Below are 21,654 nucleotides of genomic sequence, written 5' to 3'. Positions count from 1 at the left end.
TCAATCCTGGCTGTTCCAGGCGTCAACCTGCGATTCGAGGAAGCTCATCGTGGATTTATAGACCGCGACCTTGGCATCCATCGTGGCGAATTGCCGGGTCATGCGCGTGCGCAACGCCTCGGTCTTTTCCAGCACCTCGGTCTTGTCCTCGATGATGTCGGCCTTGGCATTGGTGTAGCGTAATTCGCTCGCGCCCAGCCCGCGCGTCGCGCTAGACGCGGCGCCGGAAATGAGGTCGAGCGCGGCGGACAGGCCGTTGCTGGTGGTCGAAGCGCCGCTGGGCTGGGCGAACATCTTCTCCACCGCATCGGGATGGTTGACCAGCGCCTTGGTCAGCGCGGTGGTGTCGAGCGTCAGCGATCCGTCGCGGTTGGTCTTCACCCCGATCTGCGACAGCGTCGTCGGCGATCCTGCGGCACCGGCGGTGGCAATCGGGGTCAGCGTCAGCTGCTGCATCTGCCGCTTCAGCGTCTTGGCCGCAGTATCCGCACGCAGCGATCCGGTCACGGGATCGAGATCGGTACGAAGGGCCGAGAACACCTCATTATAAGTGTCCACGAAGTCCTGCACCGACTGAAGCAGCGCGCTCGTCGGCAGCGTCTTGCCGATATTGACGATGGTGCCGGGCTGGGCGGAGGCGAGATCGAGCTTCACGCCGGGGACAAGATCGGAAATCGAATTGGAGTCGCGGCGCAGCTGCACGCCGTCGATCGCAACGATGGCGTCGGCGGCGGTGCTGCCGATCGTGGTGCCGGTCGCGCCGATACCGATGTTCAGCGCGGCAAGCCCTTCATGCCCCGCCGTTTCGGTCGCGGTCAGCGTGAACGCGCGCGTTTCGCCGGTACCGCTCTTGACCACCAGCCGCGATCCCGCCGCATCGGTCAGGATAGAGGCAGTGACGCCCGCATTCGCCGTGTTGATCGCGGCGACAATCCCGTCGAGGCTGGAATTGTTCTCGCCGATGGCGATGGTCACAGGCGTGCCGCTGCCCGGCGTGAACGCCGTCATCGACCCGCCCGTAACGGTCGCCGTGCCAAAGGTGAGCGTCAGCGTGCCGCGCCCGACTGCGGCGGTCTTGTCAGCCACCGGCGTAGCGGCGGCCGTCTGCGGCGCGGCGAGCTGGCGCACCTCGACCCGCGCGTTGAGGTTGGTGAGGCTGGCGCCGCTGAGACGCGAGACGTTCAGGATCGCGCTGTTCGATGTCGTCGGCTGAGTCGCCAACGATCCGCTGCGCGACAGCGTCGAGAGTGCGCTGGCGAATGTGGTGATATTGCTCTTGTGCGTCGCTGCGGCGGAGATTTGCACGGTCAGCGCCTCCTCGCGCCGGGTCAGCGTCGCATTCTTGACCTCGAACTGCGCCTCGACCAGCTGGCTGACCAACGCCGTCGTGTCGATGCCCGATCCGGTGCCGATGGTTTTCGCAATCGATTCAACAGCCACGGTTGCGTCCCCCTATGTAACGGTTAACGGCCATCACCGCGCCGCCTTTAGGTCGATTTGGCCGTGTTCGTCGAAGCGCGCAGTTTCCGGCACGTTGATCGCCGGCATCCGTCCGCCGGCACGCTTGTCGAGGCCGAAGACGAACGCCAGCACCGTCGCCACCGCCAGATACAGATCGTCGCGGATCTCCTGCCCCTCGCGGCTGGTGAAATAGACGGCACGGGCGAGCGCGGGGATTTCCAGCTTCGGCACGGCGAATTCGTCGGCCAGTTCGCGGATCGCCAGCGCGATCTCGCCGCGCCCCTTGGCGACCACCACCGGCACCTGATCGCTGCCCGATTCATACCGCAACGCGACCGAGAAATGCGTCGGGTTGGTTAGCACGACATGCGCCGTCGCCACGCTCTTGCGCAGGCCGCCCTTCGCCATCTCGCGCTGCCGCTGGCGTTGCGCGCTTTTGGTCTCGGGCGACCCTTCGCTTTCCTTATGCTCGTCCTTCAGTTCCTGCATACTCATCTTGAGCCGCTGGAAATGGCGGAACAGCTGGATCGGCAGATCGACGCCTGCGATCAGCAGCAACCCGCCCGCCATCACGAAGATCAGCGTGGTGAAGGTGTCGCCAAGCGCGCGTACCGCCTGGGTCAGGTCGGACGAAACCAGCCCCATCATCGGCCCCGCCGCGCCCCACAGCATCCACCCACCCATGCCACCGAGCAGCACGACCTTCAGCAGCGACTTGAACAATTCGATCCAGCCGGTCGCGCCGAAGATACGCTTCAGTCCGGAGCCGGGATTGATGCGATTGCCCTTGGGCTGGATCAGCTTCATTTGGAAATGCAGCGCGCCCAGGCCCGCCTGACTGAGAATTGCACCGACGAACGTGACCGCAAGCAATGCGACCAGCGACGGGGCGAGCTTCCATCCGGCGGTCGCCAGCGGCTTCCACGGCTGAAAACTCTCGATATCGGCGCGGCCAAAGGTGAAGCTGGCCGACATCACTTCCTTGCACGCGCCGAGCAGTTCCGGCCCCATCATCACCATCCACCCGCAACCGAGCAGCACCACCAGCGCCGCGCCGAAATCACGCGACTTGATCATGTCGCCTTGTTCAAGCGCCTTTTGCTTGCGCTTGGGTGTTGGTGCTTGTGTCTTTTCCCCCGATGACTCCGACATCAGCCGAGCACCAGGGTTTGGGCCGCATCCAGCCCTTCACGGACGATGACCAGCATGTAATCGCCCATTGCGGGCATGCCGACGAGCAACGCCAGCACGCCCATCGCCAGACTGGCGGGAATGCCGATGGCGAACAGGTTGAGCGCGGGGGCGGAGCGCGAGATCATGCCGACGACGATGTTGAGGCACAGCAGCAGAAAGCCGACCGGCAGCGCCAGCAGCAGTCCGGCAAAGAAGGCATAGCCGCCGAACAACGCGATATTCTGGAGCTTGCCCGGCGTCAGCCACGCCTGCCCCGGCGGCAGCAATTCATAGGAACGCACCACCAGCTCGACGAGCACGAGATGCCCGTCCACGGCGAGGAACAACAGGGTCAGCAGGATCGTCAGGAACTGGCCCAGCGCCGGGCTGGACTGGCCGCTCTGCGGGTTGATCGCGGTGGCGAAGGACAGCCCCATCGACACGCCGATCACTTCGCTCGCCACCAGCGGCGCGGCGAACGCGATCTGCAGGATGAAGCCCAGCGACAGGCCGACCAAGGCCTCCGCCCCGATCGCCAGAAAGGTGTTGAGCGCAAACATCTCGCCCGGTGCCTGGATCGGCACTGCGTTCATCGTCAGGATGCCGATCGCGGCCGTCAGCACAACGCGCACATTCAAAGGCACCGACACCGCCCCGAACACCGGCGCAGCAACGAACGCTGCGCCCACGCGCACCATCGTGAACAGCAGCGCCCACAGCTGCGGCTCGATCGAGAGGCCGAAGCCCATCATGATCTAGCGCACCAGCTCCGGGATTCGTTCGAAGATGCCGGTCGTGAAATCACCCAGCAGCGTCAGGATCATGCCGCCGAAGATCACCAGGCTCACGCCCACGACGATCAGCTTGGGCACAAAGGTCAGCGTCTGCTCCTGGATCGACGTCGCGGCCTGCACCATGCCCAGGATCAGGCCTGAGACGAGCGCGGGGATCAGGATGGGCGCGGAAGCAAGCGCGAGGATCCACATCGCTTCGCGCGCAACGGTCAGGAAATAATCTGCGTCCATGTTTGGATCCCTAAGTCGCAAAGCTTGAAGCGAGACTGCCCATCGTCAGCGCCCAGCCATCGACCAGCACGAACAACAACAGCTTGAATGGCATCGAGATGATCGTCGGCGACATCATCATCATGCCCAGACTCATCAGCACGGTGGCGACGATCAGGTCGAGGACGATGAAGGGCAGGAAGATCAGGAAGCCGATCTGGAACGCGGTCTTCAGCTCGCTGGTGACGAAAGCGGGCAGCAGGATCGAAAACGGCGTGTCGGCGGGCTTCGCGATCGGGCCGGTCTTGGCCAGTTCGGCGAACATCGTGATGTCCTTCACCCGCGTCTGTTTCAGCATGAAGGCGTGGAGCGGTTCGCCCGCCTTGGCGATCATCTCGGTCGCGCCGATCTTCCCCTCGGCATAGGGCTGGATCGCGGTCGCGTTCATCTGGCTGATGGTCGGTGCCATCACGAAGAAGGACAGGAACAGCGACAGGCCGACCAGCACCTGGTTCGGCGGCGTCTGTTGCAGTCCCAGCGCCTGACGCAGGATCGCCAGCACGATGATGATCCGCGTAAAGCTGGTCATCATCAGCACGATGCCGGGCAGCACCGTGAGCAGGCCCATGATGATGAGCACCTGCAACGACAGCGACAATGGCGCGTCGCCACCGCCCAGATCGCCCAGCGCGCGATCGACCGCGTCACCGACGCCCGGTGTGGGCGCGGTGGCGGGTGCCGCGACCGGCACCGCCGGTGCCGCCGCCTGCGCGAATGCAGGCGCTACCAGAAACAGCGCGAGTGCGAGCGCCCCCAGAATGAGCGCGAAAAGACGCAGGTTGGCGCTCACGGGTCGATCCGGTCGATCAGCGTGACGCCGGTCCGGCTGACCGAAACCAGCAGCCGCTTGTTCTCGACCTCTAACACCGCGATGCGGACGCCGGCGGAGATCATCATCGTCTCCTTTACCTTCAGCATGCGATCGCTCTGGTTGCCCGGCAGCCGCGCCTCCAGCTTGCGCCACAGATACAGGCTGCCGATCAGCAGGCCGCAGACCAGCGGCAGCAGGATCACCAGCTTGAGAATATAGGACCACATCATCGGGTGTCAGCCGCGCTTTTCGGGCGCGACCAGCTCGGTCATGCGCACGCCGAACTTGTCGCCGACAGTAACGACTTCGCCGCGACCGATCAGCGTGCCGTTGACGAACACCTCGAGCAGCTCGTCGGCCTGACGGTCCAGCTCGATCACGCTCGATTCGCCCAGTGCGAGCAGTTCGCGCAGCGTCAGCGTGGTCGATCCGATCTCGACCGTCAGCTTGACGTCGACATCCTGGAGCAAGTGGAAATTGGCCGCCACCGCAGTGTCGGTCGGGAAGCCCCCGGTCATGTCGTTCATCGTGCGTCCTCAAGTGAAAGCGATTCAAAGCGGGTCAGGCGAATGGCGGCATGGCCGTTGCTGGTGCCGACGGTGCCGCAACCGATGCGCTGGCGATGCACCATCACCGGCACGTCGGGGCCAAAGCTGATCGGGATCACGTCGCCGGGCTTCAGGCTCATCAGCGTCGAGACCCGCACCACCGGCTCGGCCAGCACCGACCGCACCGGCAGCCGCAGCGCCATCGCCGCGCGAGTCAGGCCGTTGCGCCATTCGGGTTCGGGTTCGGGATCGCCGCCGATGACCTTGGCGGTCAGCGACGGAGTAAAGGGCTTTAGCGCGGCGACGGGATAGAGAATGTCGATCCAGTGCGGCTTGACCGTGTCGGATGCCACGCCGATGCGGGTGACGATCATCGCCTCGCCCGCATCGATTTCAGGCGCGATCGAGATCGGCATCACGCTGTCGACCGCAGCGAATTCCAGCCGCGCGAGGATCTGCCACGCGGGATCGAGCTGTGCAGCGATGCTGGCCGACAGGCGGCTCAGCAACGTATCCGCCGATCCGGTAAACTCGGTCGGCAGCGGATGCGGCGGCTCCCCCTCGCCGCCGAAAAAGCGGTCGAGCATCTCATATGCGAACTTGCCGTCGATCGCGATCAGCGCGCGGCCGCGCGTCGGCATCATCGTCAGCGGCAACCATGCGGTCAGCGCGGTGCGTTCCCCGCGATAATCGGCGAAGCGCTGAACGCTAAGCGGTTCGGCCCAGCAGCGCGCGCCTTCGCCAACCAACGGCTCGACGACAGCCTTCAGCGACTTGGCAAGGCGAGCGCTGAGGTGCTGCACCCCGTGCAGATCGCCGAACGGATTGAGATTGGCGACGCCCAGCGCCGGCGCGTGCTCCGCCCCGGTCCGGGTGCGCTCTCGCCGATCCGGCGCGCCAGTTTCTGAAGGGCTGTTAACCATGCCCGTTCACTGAACGATGAAATTGGTAAAGTAGACGTTACCAACGCCGCCAAATCCCTCTTTTTCTTTCAAAACAGCGTTGATTGCCCTCGCCAGCCGCCCTTGCAGCTTCTTTTTACCGTCGGCGGTGAAGACCTCATCCTCATTGGTCTCGCCCAGCGCCATCAGCACGGCGGAGCGCACCGCCATCTCGTGCGTCTTCAGATTCTCGATGACGCGGTTGTCGTAAGCGGTCGAAATCGCAACGCCGACCTGGATGAAATGGACGCTTTCGCGCAGATTGGAGGTGAACTCCTTCTCCAGCGCATAATAGGTCGAGGCATATTTGTCGCCGCCCGAACCCTTGGGCGTGGTCATGCCCTTGCCTGCGCCGCCCTCGCCTTCGCCCTCGCCAGCCTTCGCCTCGGCACGGACTTCCTCGCTCTTCGGCACCAGCCGCGGGGTATCCGCACCGGCCGTTTCCCCGGCATGCGCGCCGCCGCCGAACAGTCCGGCCTGCGAGGCATAAAGCCCGCCGCCGACGCCGCCGCCGATCAGCACGACCAGCCCGGTGCCGATCAGGATCCATTTCTTGGCGCCGCCCTTCTTCTTGGGCGTGGCGGCGGCTTCTTCCTTGTCACTCATCGTTCGATTCCCCCTGACAGGTTATGCAATTCGCTCGTTCGGATCGGTTTTGGGTCCGCTCGCCGCCGCCGATGCGGGGCGAGTGGATCCTTTGGGTTCGGATTGGTGCGGCGTGCCGGGCTGGCCGCCGGTGCCGCCATCGACACTGGTTCCGCCCAGCTTCACCCCGCGCGCGTTCGCCAGTTCGACCAGCTGCGATGCGGCATCGGCGAGCAGCTGACGCGTCGTAGAATTCTCGGCGGTGAAGTGAACATGCAGGCGGTCGCCATCGCGGCGGATCGAGATTTCGAGCGCACCCAGATTTTCGGGTGCGAGCCGGATGCGCGTATCGGTCGCCTCCGCCGCGTCGCGCGCCGAGTCCTGCATGGCCGCGATCCGGTCGATCATCGCGCCGGCCCAGTCGTCGCGCGACAGATCGAGCGGGGCCTGATCCGTGGCGCTCATCGCCTGAACGGTGGTGCGCAGCTGGTCAGTCTGTAGCGATGCGGTGATCTCGATCGGATCGGCACCGGCGGTCGGGATCTTTGCCGAGTCAGCGACGGGGATGGCAAAGGCAGCGGCGAACATTTGCCCCGCGGGAGCCGCGGCGACCGGCGATTGCGGATGTGGCGGGAGGGCGAGCGGGGGCGGCGTGATCGGTCGTGCCGCGCGCGGCTCGATACGGTCGCGCACCGGTGTCTCGCTCTTTACTTGCGGTTCGATCACAGGTTCGGGGTCGACGGCGACGGGTGCGAAGTCTGGCTCCGCCGTCGCCTCGACGATCGGGGCGGTGTCGATCGTCTCGCGCTCGGCTGCGGGAGCAATAATAGGCGTCTCGACCGGCGCGGGATCGGCACCGGCAAACGGAGCGATCTCACCGACAAGCGCCGCTTCCGGCGGAGCGGGCATTGTTCCCGTGAGCGCCAGGCCGGGTGCGAGCCGCACCTCGACCTGAACCGATGCCATGCCGTCGGGCAACCATGCCAGCAGCGGATCGGGCGTTTCCGCCTCGTCCGGCAAATCCTTGCCGCCCTCGGCTGGGACTTGCCGCTCGCCGTCACCCTTTGCCGTGATACCCGGAATCAGCATTGCGCCCAGCGCCGCCATGAAATCGGCGACCGGCACGCGCGCAACCGGTGCCGCGCGCAGCGGCACGGCGGGGGTCAGGCCGGGTAGCTTGATGGAAAGCAGGTTGAACACGGCGGGGAAAATCTCCTTTCCCCAGTAATCAGCAAGGATCGTGCCGTTTTTTTGGAACCGACGGCATATCTTCCAGCGCACGCATCGCCTTGCGCGCTACATTGGCCTCGGCCCGGGCCAGCAACTTCTCGATCGCGGTCTGGTCGCGCTTGGCTTCGCGCGTGGCGTCTTGCGCGGAATTCAGGCCACGCTCGGCCTCGGCCACGCGGCGTTCGGCGGCAAAGGCCGACTGGTGCAGGCGTTCGCGGTAATGCGCCGCCGCGATCAGCGTGGTCGCGCTTCCGGGCGTCGGTGCGGGTGCGGGTGCCACCCCTTCGGCAAGTTGGGCAATGCGCGCGCGCATCGACTCCTCGGCAGCAACCTTGTCACGCGCCGCGACTTCGTCGGCCCGAACCATGTCTAGCTGAAGCGTCCGGACGCGCAAAAGGCGGTTGAGCTTCTTGGCGTGTTTCTCAGGCATTTTTCGTTCCCCGCACCGGCCCGCTCCCCCACCCGGCCACCCATCCAGAATACGCTGTGGGTGGCCGGGTGGGGAAGCGGGCCGGTGCGGCCTCAATCAAACTACGCATCGCCGAACACGCCGATCAGTTCGGCAACGGCATCGTCCAGCGGCACCGTCTCGTCATAGGCCTGCCGGATATAATCCAGCACCGAATCATGGCACGCGATGGCCGCGTCGATCGCGGGGTCGGCACCGGGGCGATAGGCACCCATCAGCACCAGATCGCGATTCTCTTCATAGGTCGCCAGATGCCGACGCAGCACGCGCGCGGCGGCGACATGCTCCCGGCTCGCGATATCGGTCATCACGCGGCTGACCGACGGTCCCAGGTCGATCGCCGGATAGACCCCGCGTTCGGCCAGCGCACGGCTCAGCACGATATGCCCGTCGAGGATCGAGCGTGCCGAATCGACGACCGGATCGTTGCCGTCGTCGCCATCGGCCAGCACGGTATAGATGGCGGTGATCGACCCGCCGGTATGCACATCGGTACCCGCGCGCTCGATCAGGCTGGGCAACATCGCGATGGCACTTGGCGGATAGCCGCGCGCGCTGGCCGGTTCGCCGAGTGCCAGGCCAATCTCGCGACCGGCATGCGCGACGCGGGTCAGCGAATCCATGATGAGCAGAACCTTCTTGCCCTCGTTGCGAAACGCCTCGGCAATCGCCGTGGCGCGCAGCGCGCCGCGGATGCGCAGGACGGGCGAATGGTTGGCCGGAACCGCGACCACGACCGAGCGCTGGCGCGCCTCGCCCGCGACCTTGGTCTCCAGAAAGTCCGAAACCTCGCGGCTACGCTCGCCGATCAGCCCGATGACCACCACATCGGCCTCGGCCGCGCGGACCATCATGCCAAGCAGCACCGATTTGCCGACGCCGGAGCCGGCCATGATGCCGACGCGCTGCCCCTGACCGATGGTCAGCAGCCCGTTGATCGCACGCACCCCGACATCCATCGGCTGCAGCACGCGCCCGCGGTCGAGCGGCGACTGGATCTTGCCCGCCAGCGGCCATTTGCCCGCGCCGCGAATGGGGCCAAGGCCGTCGATCGGCTTGCCCGATCCATCGACCACGCGACCCAGCATCGCCGAACCGACTTCGGCTTCACCCGGCGGGCCGATCGGGCGCACCGGGGCGTTGGGGAGCAGGGCAGCGGGGCCGCCCAGATTCATCATCAGTGTGCGACCGGCGCGAAAGCCGATCACTTCGGCCTCGATGCGGTTGGCACCGGTGCCGATCGCGCAGACCGTGCCGACCGGAAGCGAAAGCCCGACCGCCTCCATCAGCAACCCGTCATAGGAGGACAGCCGCCCGGAAACCTTGGGCCGCGCCACGAAGTCGCGGCAGGCAAGGCCGTCGAGGTAATCGGCGGTAAAGCTGTTGAACATCGAAACCCTTAAATTGCAGGCGGAATCGGGATGCGGTCGATCGCGGCGGCGAGCTGTTCGATCCACAGATCGGGGCCATCTTCGATAATGGTCGAAGCGCTTTCGATGACAAAGCCACCGCGCGCGACATGCGGGTCGGCGACGGGGAACACCGTCTTGGGCAGATGCCCCTCGATCAGCGCGACATCGTCGGGGTGCAGCCGCAGGATCGCCGATTCGGCGCTGTCGGCGAGCATGTCGGTCGCCGCCTCGATCCGCGCCGCAAGCACATCGGGCGCGATCCCGGCGTCGCCGATCATCCGCTGGACCAGATGCAGCACGGTCTGGCGCAAATGTCCGGCCATGCGTTCGCGGTCGAAATGTGCGCCCTTCGATAGGGCGTCGCTGACCTGTTCGAGCAAGGCAGCCTGTTGCGCCGCGGCACTTTCGGCTTCCGCTCGCGCAGCTGCCAGCCCCTCGGCATAGCCGGCCGCATGCGCCGCTACGACCGGATCGACAAACTCCCGAACAGGCGGTGCCGGTTCGGGATCGAACGGATCCCAACCCTCGGTCGGTTTGTGCCCCGGCTCGGCCGGACTGAAATGCTTGGGGCTCGCCGCCGCCTCGCGCGGGCGAACCTCGCGCGGCGCGAACCCTTCGGGCGGTGCAAAGGCGCGCTGCAGCGCCTCGGCAATCCCGGCGCCGCGCGACGACATGCCGGGGATAAAATCAGACATAATCGTCGTCGCCCCCGCCGCCCGGCATAGTGATCGTGCCATCCTTCACCAGCTGACGCGCGATTCCGATCATCACCTTCTGCGCCTCCAGCACTTCGGCCAGCTTCATTGGGCCGCGTGCTTCCATCTCGTCGCGGATCGTGTCGGCGGCGCGGCTGGACATGCAGGCGAGGAACCGGTTGCGCGCATTCTCGTCCACGCCCTTCAGGCTACGGACCAGCACGTCGCTTTCGATGTTGCGGAGCAACGTCCCCATATTTTTGTCGTCGAGCTCGAGCAGATTGTCGAAGACGAACATCGCCTCTTCGATCGCCCTGGCGACTTCGCGGTCGAGCTTGGCCAGCTTGGGCATCACCTTCTGCTCGGTGATTTTCCGCGCCGACGACATGATTTTTGCCGCCTCGCGCGTGCCGCCCATCTGCAATCCGGCGACGCGACGCGGTTGCGTGGCATGGCGTTCGAGCAAGGCGGTTAACGTGGCGATCGCGTCAGGCGTGACCGGGCCGAGCTTGGCGACGCGGCGCAGCACCTGCGGCTGAATCGCCTCGGGCAGCATTTCCAGAACTTGCGCGGCGGTCGCCGATTCGAGATGCGCCAGCAGCACGGCGGCGATCTGCGGATGTTCCTCGCTCAGCATCGCCGCGATCTCGTTGGCGTCCATCCAGGCGAGCATCGCGATCGATTCGGACGGCTGCGGCGGCAGGATGCGGGCAAGGACATTGCCCGCACGCTCCGGCCCCAGCGCCATGGTCACCACCGATTCCAGCTTGGGCCGCGGATCGAACTGGATCGCGCTGCGCTCCTGCGCCCGCCCCGTAAAATCGTCGAGCACCTGCCCCATTTCCCATTCGCTGACATCGGCGACGCTCATCATGGCGGTGCCGAGTTGGCGGACCTCTTCGGGATCGAGCTTTTGCAGGATCGCGGCGGCTTCTTCGTCGCCGACCACCATCATCAGCACGGCGGCGCGTTCGACGCCGGTAAAGTTACGGGGCGCGTTCACGACTTGCCCTCCGTCTTTATCATGTCGCGCACCGCAAGGGCGGCACGCGCGGGATTGTCGCGGGTGAAGTCGCGCACCAGCCCAACCCGGTCACCCAGCGATACGCCGCCAGCGCCCAGCATCTCGGCGCTGACCGGGGTCGGCATGGCGACGCCATCCGGCACGCCCATCGGCAGCGATCCGCCGCGCGCGCTGTCGTCGCGCTTCTTGAGCAACGCCTTGGCTAGCGGACGGACGCCCAGCAGCAGGACGAGTAGCGCGATCACCACCGCCGTCACATTGCGCGCGATCATCGCAAACCAGCCCGATTCGTAGAATGGCGTGCCGGTCTCGGCGACGTCGGACGCCGCGCTGAACTTGCGGCTGACGACCGTCACCTGATCCTGACGCGCCGGGTTGAAGCCGACGGCCGCCTTTACCAGCCCGTCGATCTGCCGGATTTCGACCTGCCCGCGCGGCTTGCCCGGCTCTTCGCGCATCAGCACGGCCACCGACAATCGCTTGATCCCGCCGGGTGCGGCGCGCGTGACCGAGATTTCCTTGGCATTGTCATAGCTGCGGGTGAAGCTGTCGCTCTGCTTCATCCCCTGCACCGCTACCGGGGCCGCAGGCTGGCCGGGTACGGGCGCAGCCCCCTCCGCCGGCGGTGTGCCGACGGTTGCCGCCGGCGGCGCGACATTGGACAGCGCGCCGGGAATACCGCCGGGCGCACCGGCGGCATCGCGCGGCGCACCGGTCCAGTTGCCCTGTTCGGCACGCACCACGGCACCCGTCTTGTCATAGCTTTCGCGCGTCGCCTGAGTTTCGTCCAGATCGACCTCGGCCTGCACTTCGGCGCTGAAATTGCCTGCACCCAGCAACGGCGTGAGCAATTGCACCAGCTGCTGGCGATATTTGTCCTCGACCCGGCGTTGCAGGTCGATGCGGGCATCGCCGGCAGCGCCATCGGTGCCGGATTTGCTGAGGAGCGCACCCGCCTGATCGACGATCGTCACCGATTCGGGCTTCATCCCCGGCACCGACGATGCGACGAGGTTGACGATCGAGCGCACCTGCGCCTCCGACAAGGTGCGGCCCTGTTCCAGCGTGACGATCACCGATGCCGACGGCTCGGACTTGTCGCGCACGAACACCGTGGCTTCGGGGGTAGCAAGATGCACGCGGGCGACCGCGACCGTATCGATTTCGCTGATCGAACGCGCCAGCTCGGTCTCGCGTGCCTGGCGCAGCCGTTCGCCCTCGACCGCGCGCGACACACCCATTGGCAGCTGGTCGAGCAGCGCATAGCCGCCCGGTGCCGCTTTGGGCAGGTCCTGCCCGGCGAGCAGCATCCGTGCCTTGTGATAATCATCCTCGTTGACCGTGATCGAACCGGCACCGTCGATGCGGTTGACGATACTCGCAGCGGACAACGCGTCGGCCACCGCCGCCTTGTCGCTTTCGGGCAGGGAAGCGAACAGCACCCGCTGCGGCGGGGTGGACATCGCCGCCCATGCCAGTGCGGCAGCACCGATCAGACCGATCATGAAGATCATCGGCAGACTGCGCTTGACCGCCGGCTGGGACAGAAACGACCCGGCCTGTTTCAGCGGATTGGAAAAGCCCTGTGCCGGTGCGGCAGGGGCGTCGGAGATGGAAAGATTATTGTTCATGGTCAGACCGGCATGCTCATGATGTCACGATAGGCGGTCAGCAGCTTGTTGCGGACCTGCAGCGTCGCTTCGAACCCGACCGACGCTTCCTGGCGGGCGAGCATCACCTTGGCGATGTCCACCGTTTCGCCGCGCTCATAGGCCGCGGACAGATCGCCGGCCTTGGCCTGCGCGCCGTTGACCTGCTTGAGCGCGGTCTCCAGCGTATCGGCGAAGCTGGTCGGACCTGCGGGTTGCGCAGCCGGAGCGGCTGCGCCGGTGGTCGCGCGTTGCAGCGCTTCGTTGCGTTCCAGGATCTGGGCACGCAGTTGCATGACGCGGTCGATGCCGCCCCCGCCCGCACCGCCAATTGCACCGATGCTCATGCGCTGATTCTCCGCGTGATGTCTTCACCCTGCTCGCGCGCTCGGGCCAGCCGGTAGCGCAGGGTGCGCTCCGAAATGCCCAGACGTTTGGCAGTCTCGATCCGGCTGCCGCCGCATGCCGCCAGCGTCTCACGGATCGCCGCGAATTCACTGAGCTGGACGATGTTGCTGAGCGTCCCCTCTGCCTGTTGCAGCATGGCCGGCGCACGGTCGAAGATCAGATGATCGGGCGTGATCGCCTCACCCGGGCAGAGCAACAGCGCACGCTGGATCACATTCTCCAGCTCGCGGACATTGCCCGGCCAGTCATGCGACTGCAGCACCGCCAGCGCCTCACGCGTCACCCAAGGCAGGCGTGTTCGGCTGCCCGCGTGGCGCAACACCATCGCCGGGGCCAGCGCAGCGACATCGCCGGGGCGATCGCACAATGGCTTGGTCGACAGCGGAAAAACCGACAGGCGGTAATAAAGATCAGCGCGAAACCGGCCTTCTGCCACTTCGGTCTGCAAATCGCGGTTGGCGCAGGCGATAACGCGAACGTCGATCTTTTCCGCCGCCGTCGCACCGATCGGCACGACTTCGCGTTCCTGCAAGGCGCGCAGCAGCTTGGCCTGAAGGCCGAGCGGCATTTCGGCGACTTCGTCGAGCAACAGTGTGCCGCCGTTCGCGGCGCGAAAAAAGCCTTCGCCCGCCGCGCTCGCGCCGGTGAACGCGCCCTTCTGGTGGCCGAACAGCAGGGCTTCCAGCATCGTCTCGGGTAACGCCGCGCAATTGACCGCGATGAACGGACCGTCGCGGCGCGCGGAAATGTTGTGGATAGCCTTCGCCAGCACTTCCTTGCCGGTGCCGGTGGGCCCGTTGATAAGCACAGTGATGTCCGCCACCGCCACCCGCTCGGCCAAGGCATAAAGCGCGAGGCTCTCGGGGTCCGACGCGACCGGGGCATGCGCGCCGCGCAGCATCGCGCTGGCAAAGCCGCTGGCGACCGCCGCGTCGTCCGACCCAAAGGTCAGGCGGGCCGGATTGCCGTCATGAAAGGGGATTGCAGCGACCGGCCCGTCGGCCAGCACCAATGTGCGGGCGGATACCGGTGGAGCTTCGCCCTCGACGATCATGAACAGGTCGCCGGGCATCGGCTTCACCTTGTCGGCCGCGCCGATCGTGAAGCCCTGCGCCCTGAGCGCCGAGACCAGCGCATAGTTTTGGCGCAGCACCGCCGCTGACGGAAAGATCGTCTGCATTCGAAAGAACCCCCTGTTGCAAGGGTAATTGCGGTATTGATGGTAAACGATCGGTAAACCATCCGGCAAAAATGCGCCGCTTCGGCTCCTATTTGCCGCGCGCGCTCCCACGCACGCGCGTGAACAGGGCAAATAAAACTACTTAATCCCGCGCTCAGCCTGCCGTTCACCCCATTGGCGGCTCGGGCTCCTTCGCATTCAGGGGGGTAATCGGAGACGCTTTGGACTGAACGGAGAACGCACATGACTGTTATCGGAACCAACATCGCGAGCCTTCGTGCCGCGAACGCGTCGTCCAGCGCCTCTTCGGCGTTGCAGACGTCGATGGAACGCCTGTCGACCGGCAAGCGCATCAACAGCGCGAAGGACGATGCCGCTGGCCTCGCCATCGCCAGCCGCATGACCAGCCAGGTCAAGAGCATGGCCGTCGCCATGCGCAACGCCAATGACGGCATCAGCCTGGCGCAGACCGCAGAAGGCGCACTCGGTGAAGTCACCAACATGCTTCAGCGCATGAAGGAGCTCGGCACCCAGGCATCGAACGGCACGCTGGGCACCAGCGATCGCTCGACGCTGCAGGCTGAAATGACCCAGCTGATTGCCGAAGTCGGCAACATCTCGAAAACCTCGAACTTCAACGGCGTCGCGCTGCTCGACGGCAAGACGGGTGACGTCAAGCTGCAGACCGGCATCAACGCTGGTGAAACCATCACGATGTCGATGCTCAACACCTCGGCTGCAAAGCTGGGCCTGCGCTCGGGCGCAGAGCAGACCGCGACCGGCACCCTGACGGGTACGGCCACCGGCTTCGAGAAGAACCAGCTGCAGATCAACGGCACCTGGGTCGGCGCCAGCGTCGACAGCAGCGGCGATGCCAGCTCGGCGATCGCCGACAAGGTGACCGCGATCAACGCCGTAACGGGTGAATCCGGCGTTACCGCAGCCGCCTCGACAAAGCTGACGCTGTCGCTGGTCGGTGCCGACGAAACCATGACCGGCACGATCAGCATCGGTGGCGAAGACATCGATCTGGCCGCAGGCGTTGTCGAAGAAGACGAAGATGCCGGCATCGAGGCAGGTTACGACCTGGCGCTGCTGGTTGACGCGATCAACGAGACGACGACCGACAGCGGCGTGACCGCGGCGCTCAACGAAGCGGGCACGGCCATCGTGCTGACCAGCGCGGCCGACGTCGTGATCAACTTCGCGGCTGAAGACGACATCGAGAAGGTCACGGTTCGTGCCGAAGGCGCCACTGCCGACGTCACGTTCGAGGAAGGCGAGGACTCCACCGTCGCGCAGAACCAGATCACGCTGTCTGCCGCTTCGGGCAAGACCGTGATGGTCGAGGGTGAGACCGCGGCACTGGCCAGCGTCGGCATGACCGCAACGACGGCAGCCGGTTCGGACCTGTCGATCGCAACGCAGGACGATGCTTCGGCAGCGCTTGCTGTGATCGACGCCGCACTGACCTCGATCTCGGCCGGTCGCGGCGACCTCGGTGCGGTTCAGAACCGCCTCGAATCGACCGTTGCCAACATGTCGACGACGACCACCAACCTGAACGAGGCCCGCAGCCGCATCGAGGATACCGATTTCTCGGCGGAAACGACGGCGCTCGCCAAGGCCCAGATCCTGAGCCAGGCGTCGACCGCGATGCTGGCCCAGGCCAACCAGTCGCAGCAGGGCGTTCTTTCGCTGCTTCGCTAAGCGTGTGCCGGTCGGGGTGTCACCCCCCTGACAGGCACCACGGCCGGTCACCCTCCTTCATTGGAGGGCATGCGAGGAGCCCCGGTGGTCGCAAGACCACCGGGGTTTTTCGTTCGCGCGGCAAACCGCCGTTGGCGCAATCGTTGCGTCCGGGCGCGATCGGTCTCACAAGACTGCATGAGCACTGATCCCTCGCTGAGCTTGACGTCCGACCGCAGGATCGCCCTGCTGATCGACGCCGACAATGTTTCGCACACCAAGATTGCTGCGATCCTTGCCGAATTGTCGAAATATGGCACCGCCAACATCCGCCGCGCCTATGGCGACTGGGCGAGTGCCGGACTGAAGGGGTGGCGCGACAAGCTGCACAGCTTCGCAATCCGGCCGATTCAACAATTCAGCTATTCGGCGGGCAAGAACGCGACCGACATTGCCCTTGTCATCGACGCGATGGAATTGCTCTACACGCAAAAGCCGCACGCCTATTGCATCGCATCGAGCGATGCCGATTTCACCCCGCTCGTCATGCAACTCAAGGCCAGCGGGCACGACGTCTATGGCTTTGGCGAGCGCAAGACGCCGGAGCCGTTCGTCAACGCCTGTACGACGTTCCTCTATCTCGACGGCCTCGTCGCGCCTGAAGCGCCGACACCGGTCAAATCTTCGCCAGCCGCCCCACGAAGCAAGGCGAAGTCCGTGGCAAGCCCGGCACCCGCCGCCGATCCCGCGCGATCCATCGCCCAGGATACGATGCTGGTCAGCATCCTGCGCGGCGGGGTGGAAGCGGCGGCGCGCGACGACGGCTGGGCGCTCCTGTCCACCGCAGGAAGCGCGGCCAAGCGTCAGGCACCGATCGACCCACGCAACTACGGCGTGAAGAACTTTCCGGCATTGTTCGAGGCCACCGGCCTGTTTGAAATCTACAAGCCGGAGGGTGGTCCCAGCTATGTGGCGGACAAGCGCAACCGCGAGCGCACGCCGCGTCCGACCGGGGCGAATTAAGGCTTACGCCTCCGGCCGTGTCCAGATCCAGCCGCCGACGATTGCCGCCGCCGCGACGGTGACCAATGGCCACGGCATGGCGGTGAAGGCGAACGCCACCGCGATGCTCACGACAAATGCCACCGTCGCCGCCTTCTTGCCGGTCCGGCTGATCGCCCCGCGCTCGCGCCAGCGCACGATATGCGGGCCGAACTGCGGATGTTCGAGCAGCCGCCGCTCCATCGTCGGCGAACTGCGCGTGAAGCAATAGGCGGCAAGGATGACAAACACCGTCGTCGGCATCACCGGCAGCAGCGCGCCGATCGCGGCGAGGCCGAGGCTGACGAACCCTGCGGTAAGGTAGAGATAGCGGCGCACGCCACTCGCGTAGCATGGTGATCTGCGAATGTGTCGCAAAAAGAAGTGGGGTGGAGGCGGCCCCCGGCACGCTTCCACCCCGCCCCCTATGTGACCAGTGCCCCCCGGCACCGTTCGCATTCTATCCTAACCGGCGCATCAGCCCTTTCTTCAGCCGATCATGCGCACTCTTCTTGATCTGGCAGACGCGCGCGGAACCAACGCCGAGCACCTGGCCGATTTCTTCGAGGTTGAGTTCCTCGACATAGTAAAGCTGGATCACGAGCTGCTCCTTCTCGGGCAACTCGCTGATCGCCGCGATCAGCGCCTCGCGCTGGTCGGCATCGGCCAGCTGGTCGAACGCCGAGGGTTCGTCGGACATGAACCATGGCCCTTCGTCCGAATAGACATCGTCGATCGAATCGAACCTCACCGCTTCGGCGCTGGCATAGTCGCTGCGCAACTTCTCCACGGTGACGCCCAGCCGCGACGCGACCGTCGCCTCGTCGGGCCGCTTGCCCGATTCGTCGGTCAGCGCGCCGACCGCATCGTTATAGACGCGCCGCCGCTTCATCGCGCCGCGCGTGATCGTCGCCTGTCGCCGCAATTCGTCGATCATCGCACCGCGCACCCGCGTCGACAAATACTGATCGAAGCTGACCAGCCCGCGATCCTCGAAGCTGTTCGCCGCCTCGACCAACGCAACCAGTCCGATCTGCACCAGATCCTCGACGTCGATCAGCGAACTCATCGATCCGTGGACGTGCCATGCCAGCCGCCGGACGAGCGGCATATGCTTGCGCACCAGCGCATCCATGTCGCGTTTGGTCTCGCCGCTGCGACCATAGGTCAGCGCGAATTCGTTGTGGCTAAAGTCTTTATGGCTTTGCTGGAACGTCATGCCGGCAGCGCCGCAGGAGCGCCGATCACGGCAACGACTTCGACCGACTTGTCCTCGGGCACTTCAAAGAAGCTCATCACCGGCGTGTCGGGCAAACAGGTCTTGACCAGCTTGCGGATCGCAATGCGGATCGAAGGTTGCACGACCAGCGCGAACGGCTTGGCCTCCGACACCAGAGGCTGTGCCGCGCGCTGAAGGGCATCGACGATACGGCGGCCCAGATCGGGTTCGATCGTATGACGCCGCGCCGGATCGGACCGAACCGCCTGCCCCAGCAACGCTTCGAGCTGCCCTTCCAGCGTCATCACGCGCAACGGCTCGCGCACGCCGCACAATTTCTGAATGATGAGCGGACCAAGCTCCGGCCGGATCAGTTCGATGATCTCATCGGCGTCGAGCGTTTTTTGCGCGGCATTGGCGATCGCGGCGGCGATGCGGCGGAATTCCTTGAGCGGGATATTCTCCGCCAGCAGCCCGCGCAGCACCTGCGTCAGCGTCGTGATCGGCAACGGATTCGGCGACAATGCCGACACCAGTTGCGCGGCACGTTCGCGTAGCCCGTCGAGCAAAGCCTGCACCTCGTCCGGGCCGAGCAGGTCGGATGCGTTCGAGATCAGCGCCTGATTCAGATGCGTCGCCATGACGGTGCCCGGATCGACTACCAACCAGCCTTGTCCGGTCGCGGCATCGGCGTCGGCAGTCGAAATCCAGACGGCGTCGAGGCCGAAGGTTGGGTCCTTTGCCTTCTTGCCGTTGAGCAAGCCCGCCGCCTGACCGGTGTCCAGCGCCAGCACTTCGTCGGGCGAAACGGTATCCTCGCCGATGACGACGCCGCCGACGACGATGCGATAGGTGAAGGGGTCGAGATTGATGTCGTCGCGCACGCGCACTTGCGGCACCACGAAGCCCAGTTCCTTCGACAGCGCACGACGCACACCGGTGATGCGCCCCATCAGCGGCCCGCCGCGACGCTCGTCGACCAGGGGGACCAACCCGTAACCGATGTCGAGCATCACCTGCATATTGTCGGTCACTTCGTCCCAGCCGATCTTCGACGGATCGACGGCTTCGGCGATGGCGACGGGCTCCGGCGCAGGCGGACGCTTCGATGCCTGATACATTTTCCATGCCATGAAACCGGATGCGGCGGCGGCGGGCAGAATGATGAAATGCGGCATGCCCGGCATCACACCCAGCAGCGCGACGATCACCGCGACCGGGGTCCAGGTCTTGTGGCTGGAGAACTGGCTGCCGATCTGGGTCGCCAGATCCTGTTCCTTGTTCGCATTGACGCGCGTGACGATGGCCGCGGCGGCGATCGACAACAGCAAGGCCGGGATCTGAGCGACCAGTGCATCGCCGATCGCCAGCAGCACATAGGTCTGGGCCGCTTCGCCAATCGTCATGCCGTGGCTGACCGGACCCAGAATCAGGCCGCCGATGACGTTGATGAACAGGATCAGCAGGCCGGCGATCGCATCGCCCTTCACGAATTTGGACGAACCGTCCATCGCGCCATAGAAATCGGCTTCGGTCGAAACTTCGATCCGCCGCGCCTTGGCTTCGTCGGGCGTGATCAGCCCGGCGTTGAGATCGGCGTCGATCGCCATCTGCTTGCCGGGCAGGGCGTCGAGGGTGAAGCGCGCGGACACCTCGGACACGCGACCCGCACCCTTGGTTACCACGATCATGTTGATGATGATCAGGATCGCGAACACGAACAGGCCGACGACATAATCGCCGCCGATCATGAACGTCCCGAACGCCTCGATCACATGGCCTGCCGCCGCTTCGCCCTCATGCCCATGCCCCAGCACGACACGGGTCGAGGCGACGTTCAGGCCCAGCCGGAACAACGTCGCGAACAGCAGCACGGTGGGAAAGGCCGAGAAATCGAGCGGCTTCTGCGCATTCAGCGCGACCATCAGCACGGCTAGGCTGATGATGATGTTCATGATGAAGAAGGTGTCGAGCAGGAAGGTCGGCACCGGCACGACCATCATGCCGACCAGCACCAGGATTGCGACCGGCAGCGAGAAGCTCTTTGCCGATGCGCCGATCGACGCCATGTTCAAATTCATTCCGGCCACGCGGTTACGCTCCCAGGCTCGCAAGCATCATATAAGCGAGCTTCGCGCTCTGCGGCGTCGGGCGAAGCGGGTTCACACCCTCGTTGCTACGTCCGGCGGTGTTCATCTGATCGAGCGTGGTCAGCCATTTGCGGTCCTGCCCGACGGCATCGTTGCCCAGCACGACCTCGACCCCGTCACCCAGCGACTGGACCAGCTGCTGAAACTTCGCATCGCCCGCCCCGGAACCGACGCCACCCGAGGCGAGGCCGGTCGCACCGACTGCCGCCGCGCCCTTGTCGAGCTTGCCGGCAAACCGGTCGTAGATTTCGCCGAGCGAACGCTGCTGGCCGCCGGGGGTGTAGAAGATGCTGCGATTGGCGCGCGCTGCGGCGGGAAACATGCTGGCCGCGCCCCGTTCCGGATTGGCGTCCATCGCCCCCAGAAATTTGCGCGCGCCGCCAATGCCCAGGAAGTGCGCCATATAAAGATCGGTGCCGGTCGCTTCCCGGCCCAGCGAACTCTCAAGCGACGCCTTGTTGTCGCTGGCATGTTCCGCCGCCATCAGCGAGGCCGCCTGCGGATCGTTGCGCATCGACAGAATTGCGTTGCGCGTCGCGGCGTCGGGCACGACGAAGCGGCCCGACGATGTGCGCTTGATGCTGTCCGACGCCCAGCCCAGCCCGTGCTTGTCGCCATGCTCCTTGACGACGCCCAGCCAGCTTTGCTCGATGAACTGATACAGGCCGGTGGCGCTGGAGGTGCGGGCGCGGGCATTGCTGCGCATCCCGCTTTCGACCTGTGCCTGGCCGAGCAGATAGTTGAAGTCGATCCCGGTCTTCTGGCTTGCCGCCGCGATCGCCGTAGTGGCGGTCGCTCTGGCTCCGATTGAAGGTACGCTCATCAGCCCCTGCTCTTTGAACTAGCCCGTGGTTAAGGGATGTTCAGCAAGAGGCGTGCCAGTTTATCCGCTCATCATCGTCACC

Annotated in this window: 23 protein-coding genes; 2 read left to right on the top strand and 21 right to left on the bottom strand. The window is 65.3% G+C overall.

Annotation, left to right across the window (positions count from 1 at the left end):
- The 17 genes from fliD to U1702_RS13860 all read right to left on the bottom strand — a co-directional run bounded on the left by fliD (position 1) and on the right by U1702_RS13860 (position 14,650).
- Positions 1-1,440, bottom strand: a complete 1,440-nt coding sequence (gene fliD / locus U1702_RS13940; RefSeq protein WP_332725647.1) for a flagellar filament capping protein FliD — start codon at positions 1,438-1,440, stop codon at positions 1-3.
- Between the two features lie 33 nt (positions 1,441-1,473).
- A complete protein-coding gene (gene flhB, locus U1702_RS13935) occupies positions 1,474-2,613 on the bottom strand; it encodes a flagellar type III secretion system protein FlhB (protein ID WP_332725644.1) in 1,140 nt (379 codons plus the stop codon).
- Positions 2,613-3,386 carry a flagellar biosynthetic protein FliR gene (gene fliR, locus U1702_RS13930; RefSeq protein WP_332725642.1) on the bottom strand — a complete coding sequence of 258 codons (774 nt, stop codon included), beginning with the start codon at positions 3,384-3,386 and terminating at the stop codon, positions 2,613-2,615. Before fliR ends, flhB begins: the two co-directional genes overlap by 1 nt.
- Before the next feature lie 3 nt (positions 3,387-3,389).
- Positions 3,390-3,659 carry a flagellar biosynthesis protein FliQ gene (gene fliQ, locus U1702_RS13925; RefSeq protein WP_332725640.1) on the bottom strand — a complete coding sequence of 90 codons (270 nt, stop codon included), beginning with the start codon at positions 3,657-3,659 and terminating at the stop codon, positions 3,390-3,392.
- A 10-nt stretch (positions 3,660-3,669) separates the two neighbouring features.
- Positions 3,670-4,488 carry a flagellar type III secretion system pore protein FliP gene (fliP, locus tag U1702_RS13920; RefSeq protein WP_332725638.1) on the bottom strand — a complete coding sequence of 273 codons (819 nt, stop codon included), beginning with the start codon at positions 4,486-4,488 and terminating at the stop codon, positions 3,670-3,672.
- Positions 4,485-4,739, bottom strand: coding sequence for a flagellar biosynthetic protein FliO (locus tag U1702_RS13915; RefSeq protein WP_332725636.1), 255 nt, complete (start codon positions 4,737-4,739; stop codon positions 4,485-4,487). Before U1702_RS13915 ends, fliP begins: the two co-directional genes overlap by 4 nt.
- A gap of 6 nt (positions 4,740-4,745) precedes the next feature.
- On the bottom strand, positions 4,746-5,036 hold the full coding sequence (gene fliN, locus U1702_RS13910) for a flagellar motor switch protein FliN (protein ID WP_332725634.1): 291 nt from the start codon (positions 5,034-5,036) through the stop codon (positions 4,746-4,748).
- A complete protein-coding gene (locus U1702_RS13905) occupies positions 5,033-5,980 on the bottom strand; it encodes a FliM/FliN family flagellar motor switch protein (protein ID WP_332725632.1) in 948 nt (315 codons plus the stop codon). The genes fliN and U1702_RS13905 overlap by 4 nt, the downstream gene beginning before the upstream one ends.
- Positions 5,981-5,986: 6 nt before the next feature.
- The gene (locus U1702_RS13900) at positions 5,987-6,604 is read right to left on the bottom strand and encodes a flagellar basal body-associated FliL family protein (RefSeq protein ID WP_332725630.1); all 618 of its coding nucleotides are present in this window, start codon (positions 6,602-6,604) and stop codon (positions 5,987-5,989) included.
- A gap of 21 nt (positions 6,605-6,625) precedes the next feature.
- Positions 6,626-7,783: a flagellar hook-length control protein FliK gene (locus tag U1702_RS13895; RefSeq protein ID WP_332725628.1), complete on the bottom strand. Its 1,158-nt coding sequence runs from the start codon at positions 7,781-7,783 to the stop codon at positions 6,626-6,628.
- A gap of 28 nt (positions 7,784-7,811) precedes the next feature.
- Positions 7,812-8,243, bottom strand: coding sequence for a hypothetical protein (locus tag U1702_RS13890; protein WP_332725626.1), 432 nt, complete (start codon positions 8,241-8,243; stop codon positions 7,812-7,814).
- Between the two features lie 101 nt (positions 8,244-8,344).
- The gene (locus tag U1702_RS13885; protein ID WP_332725624.1) at positions 8,345-9,673 is read right to left on the bottom strand and encodes a FliI/YscN family ATPase; all 1,329 of its coding nucleotides are present in this window, start codon (positions 9,671-9,673) and stop codon (positions 8,345-8,347) included.
- Between the two features lie 8 nt (positions 9,674-9,681).
- Positions 9,682-10,389 carry a FliH/SctL family protein gene (locus U1702_RS13880; RefSeq protein WP_332725622.1) on the bottom strand — a complete coding sequence of 236 codons (708 nt, stop codon included), beginning with the start codon at positions 10,387-10,389 and terminating at the stop codon, positions 9,682-9,684.
- Entirely contained in the window at positions 10,382-11,392 is a 1,011-nt protein-coding gene (gene fliG / locus U1702_RS13875; protein WP_332725620.1) for a flagellar motor switch protein FliG, read from the bottom strand. The genes U1702_RS13880 and fliG overlap by 8 nt, the downstream gene beginning before the upstream one ends.
- Entirely contained in the window at positions 11,389-13,044 is a 1,656-nt protein-coding gene (gene fliF / locus U1702_RS13870; RefSeq protein WP_332725618.1) for a flagellar basal-body MS-ring/collar protein FliF, read from the bottom strand. The genes fliG and fliF overlap by 4 nt, the downstream gene beginning before the upstream one ends.
- Positions 13,045-13,046: 2 nt before the next feature.
- The gene (gene fliE, locus U1702_RS13865; protein ID WP_332725616.1) at positions 13,047-13,409 is read right to left on the bottom strand and encodes a flagellar hook-basal body complex protein FliE; all 363 of its coding nucleotides are present in this window, start codon (positions 13,407-13,409) and stop codon (positions 13,047-13,049) included.
- Complete coding sequence (locus U1702_RS13860) at positions 13,406-14,650, bottom strand: sigma-54 interaction domain-containing protein (RefSeq protein ID WP_332725614.1); 1,245 nt, start codon at positions 14,648-14,650, stop codon at positions 13,406-13,408. Before U1702_RS13860 ends, fliE begins: the two co-directional genes overlap by 4 nt.
- A gap of 243 nt (positions 14,651-14,893) precedes the next feature.
- Between U1702_RS13860 and U1702_RS17130 the strand changes: the two genes are divergently transcribed.
- A complete protein-coding gene (locus U1702_RS17130) occupies positions 14,894-16,360 on the top strand; it encodes a flagellin N-terminal helical domain-containing protein (RefSeq protein ID WP_443026848.1) in 1,467 nt (488 codons plus the stop codon).
- Between the two features lie 177 nt (positions 16,361-16,537).
- Positions 16,538-17,362, top strand: a complete 825-nt coding sequence (locus U1702_RS13845) for an NYN domain-containing protein (RefSeq protein WP_332725612.1) — start codon at positions 16,538-16,540, stop codon at positions 17,360-17,362.
- A gap of 3 nt (positions 17,363-17,365) precedes the next feature.
- Here U1702_RS13845 and U1702_RS13840 read toward each other — a convergent pair whose 3' ends face one another.
- The 4 genes from U1702_RS13840 to U1702_RS13825 all read right to left on the bottom strand — a co-directional run bounded on the left by U1702_RS13840 (position 17,366) and on the right by U1702_RS13825 (position 21,572).
- Entirely contained in the window at positions 17,366-17,719 is a 354-nt protein-coding gene (locus tag U1702_RS13840) for a YbaN family protein (RefSeq protein ID WP_332725610.1), read from the bottom strand.
- A 121-nt stretch (positions 17,720-17,840) separates the two neighbouring features.
- Positions 17,841-18,599: a sigma-70 family RNA polymerase sigma factor gene (locus tag U1702_RS13835; RefSeq protein WP_332725608.1), complete on the bottom strand. Its 759-nt coding sequence runs from the start codon at positions 18,597-18,599 to the stop codon at positions 17,841-17,843.
- Positions 18,596-20,680, bottom strand: coding sequence for a flagellar biosynthesis protein FlhA (flhA, locus tag U1702_RS13830; RefSeq protein WP_332725607.1), 2,085 nt, complete (start codon positions 20,678-20,680; stop codon positions 18,596-18,598). The genes U1702_RS13835 and flhA overlap by 4 nt, the downstream gene beginning before the upstream one ends.
- A gap of 13 nt (positions 20,681-20,693) precedes the next feature.
- The gene (locus tag U1702_RS13825; protein WP_332725606.1) at positions 20,694-21,572 is read right to left on the bottom strand and encodes a lytic transglycosylase domain-containing protein; all 879 of its coding nucleotides are present in this window, start codon (positions 21,570-21,572) and stop codon (positions 20,694-20,696) included.
- Positions 21,573-21,654: the final 82 nt, after the last annotated feature.

The sequence above is a fragment of the Sphingomonas sp. LT1P40 genome (genome assembly GCF_036663835.1).
GTDB lineage: Bacteria > Pseudomonadota > Alphaproteobacteria > Sphingomonadales > Sphingomonadaceae > Sphingomonas.
This window is presented reverse-complemented; position numbering and strand designations above follow the sequence as displayed.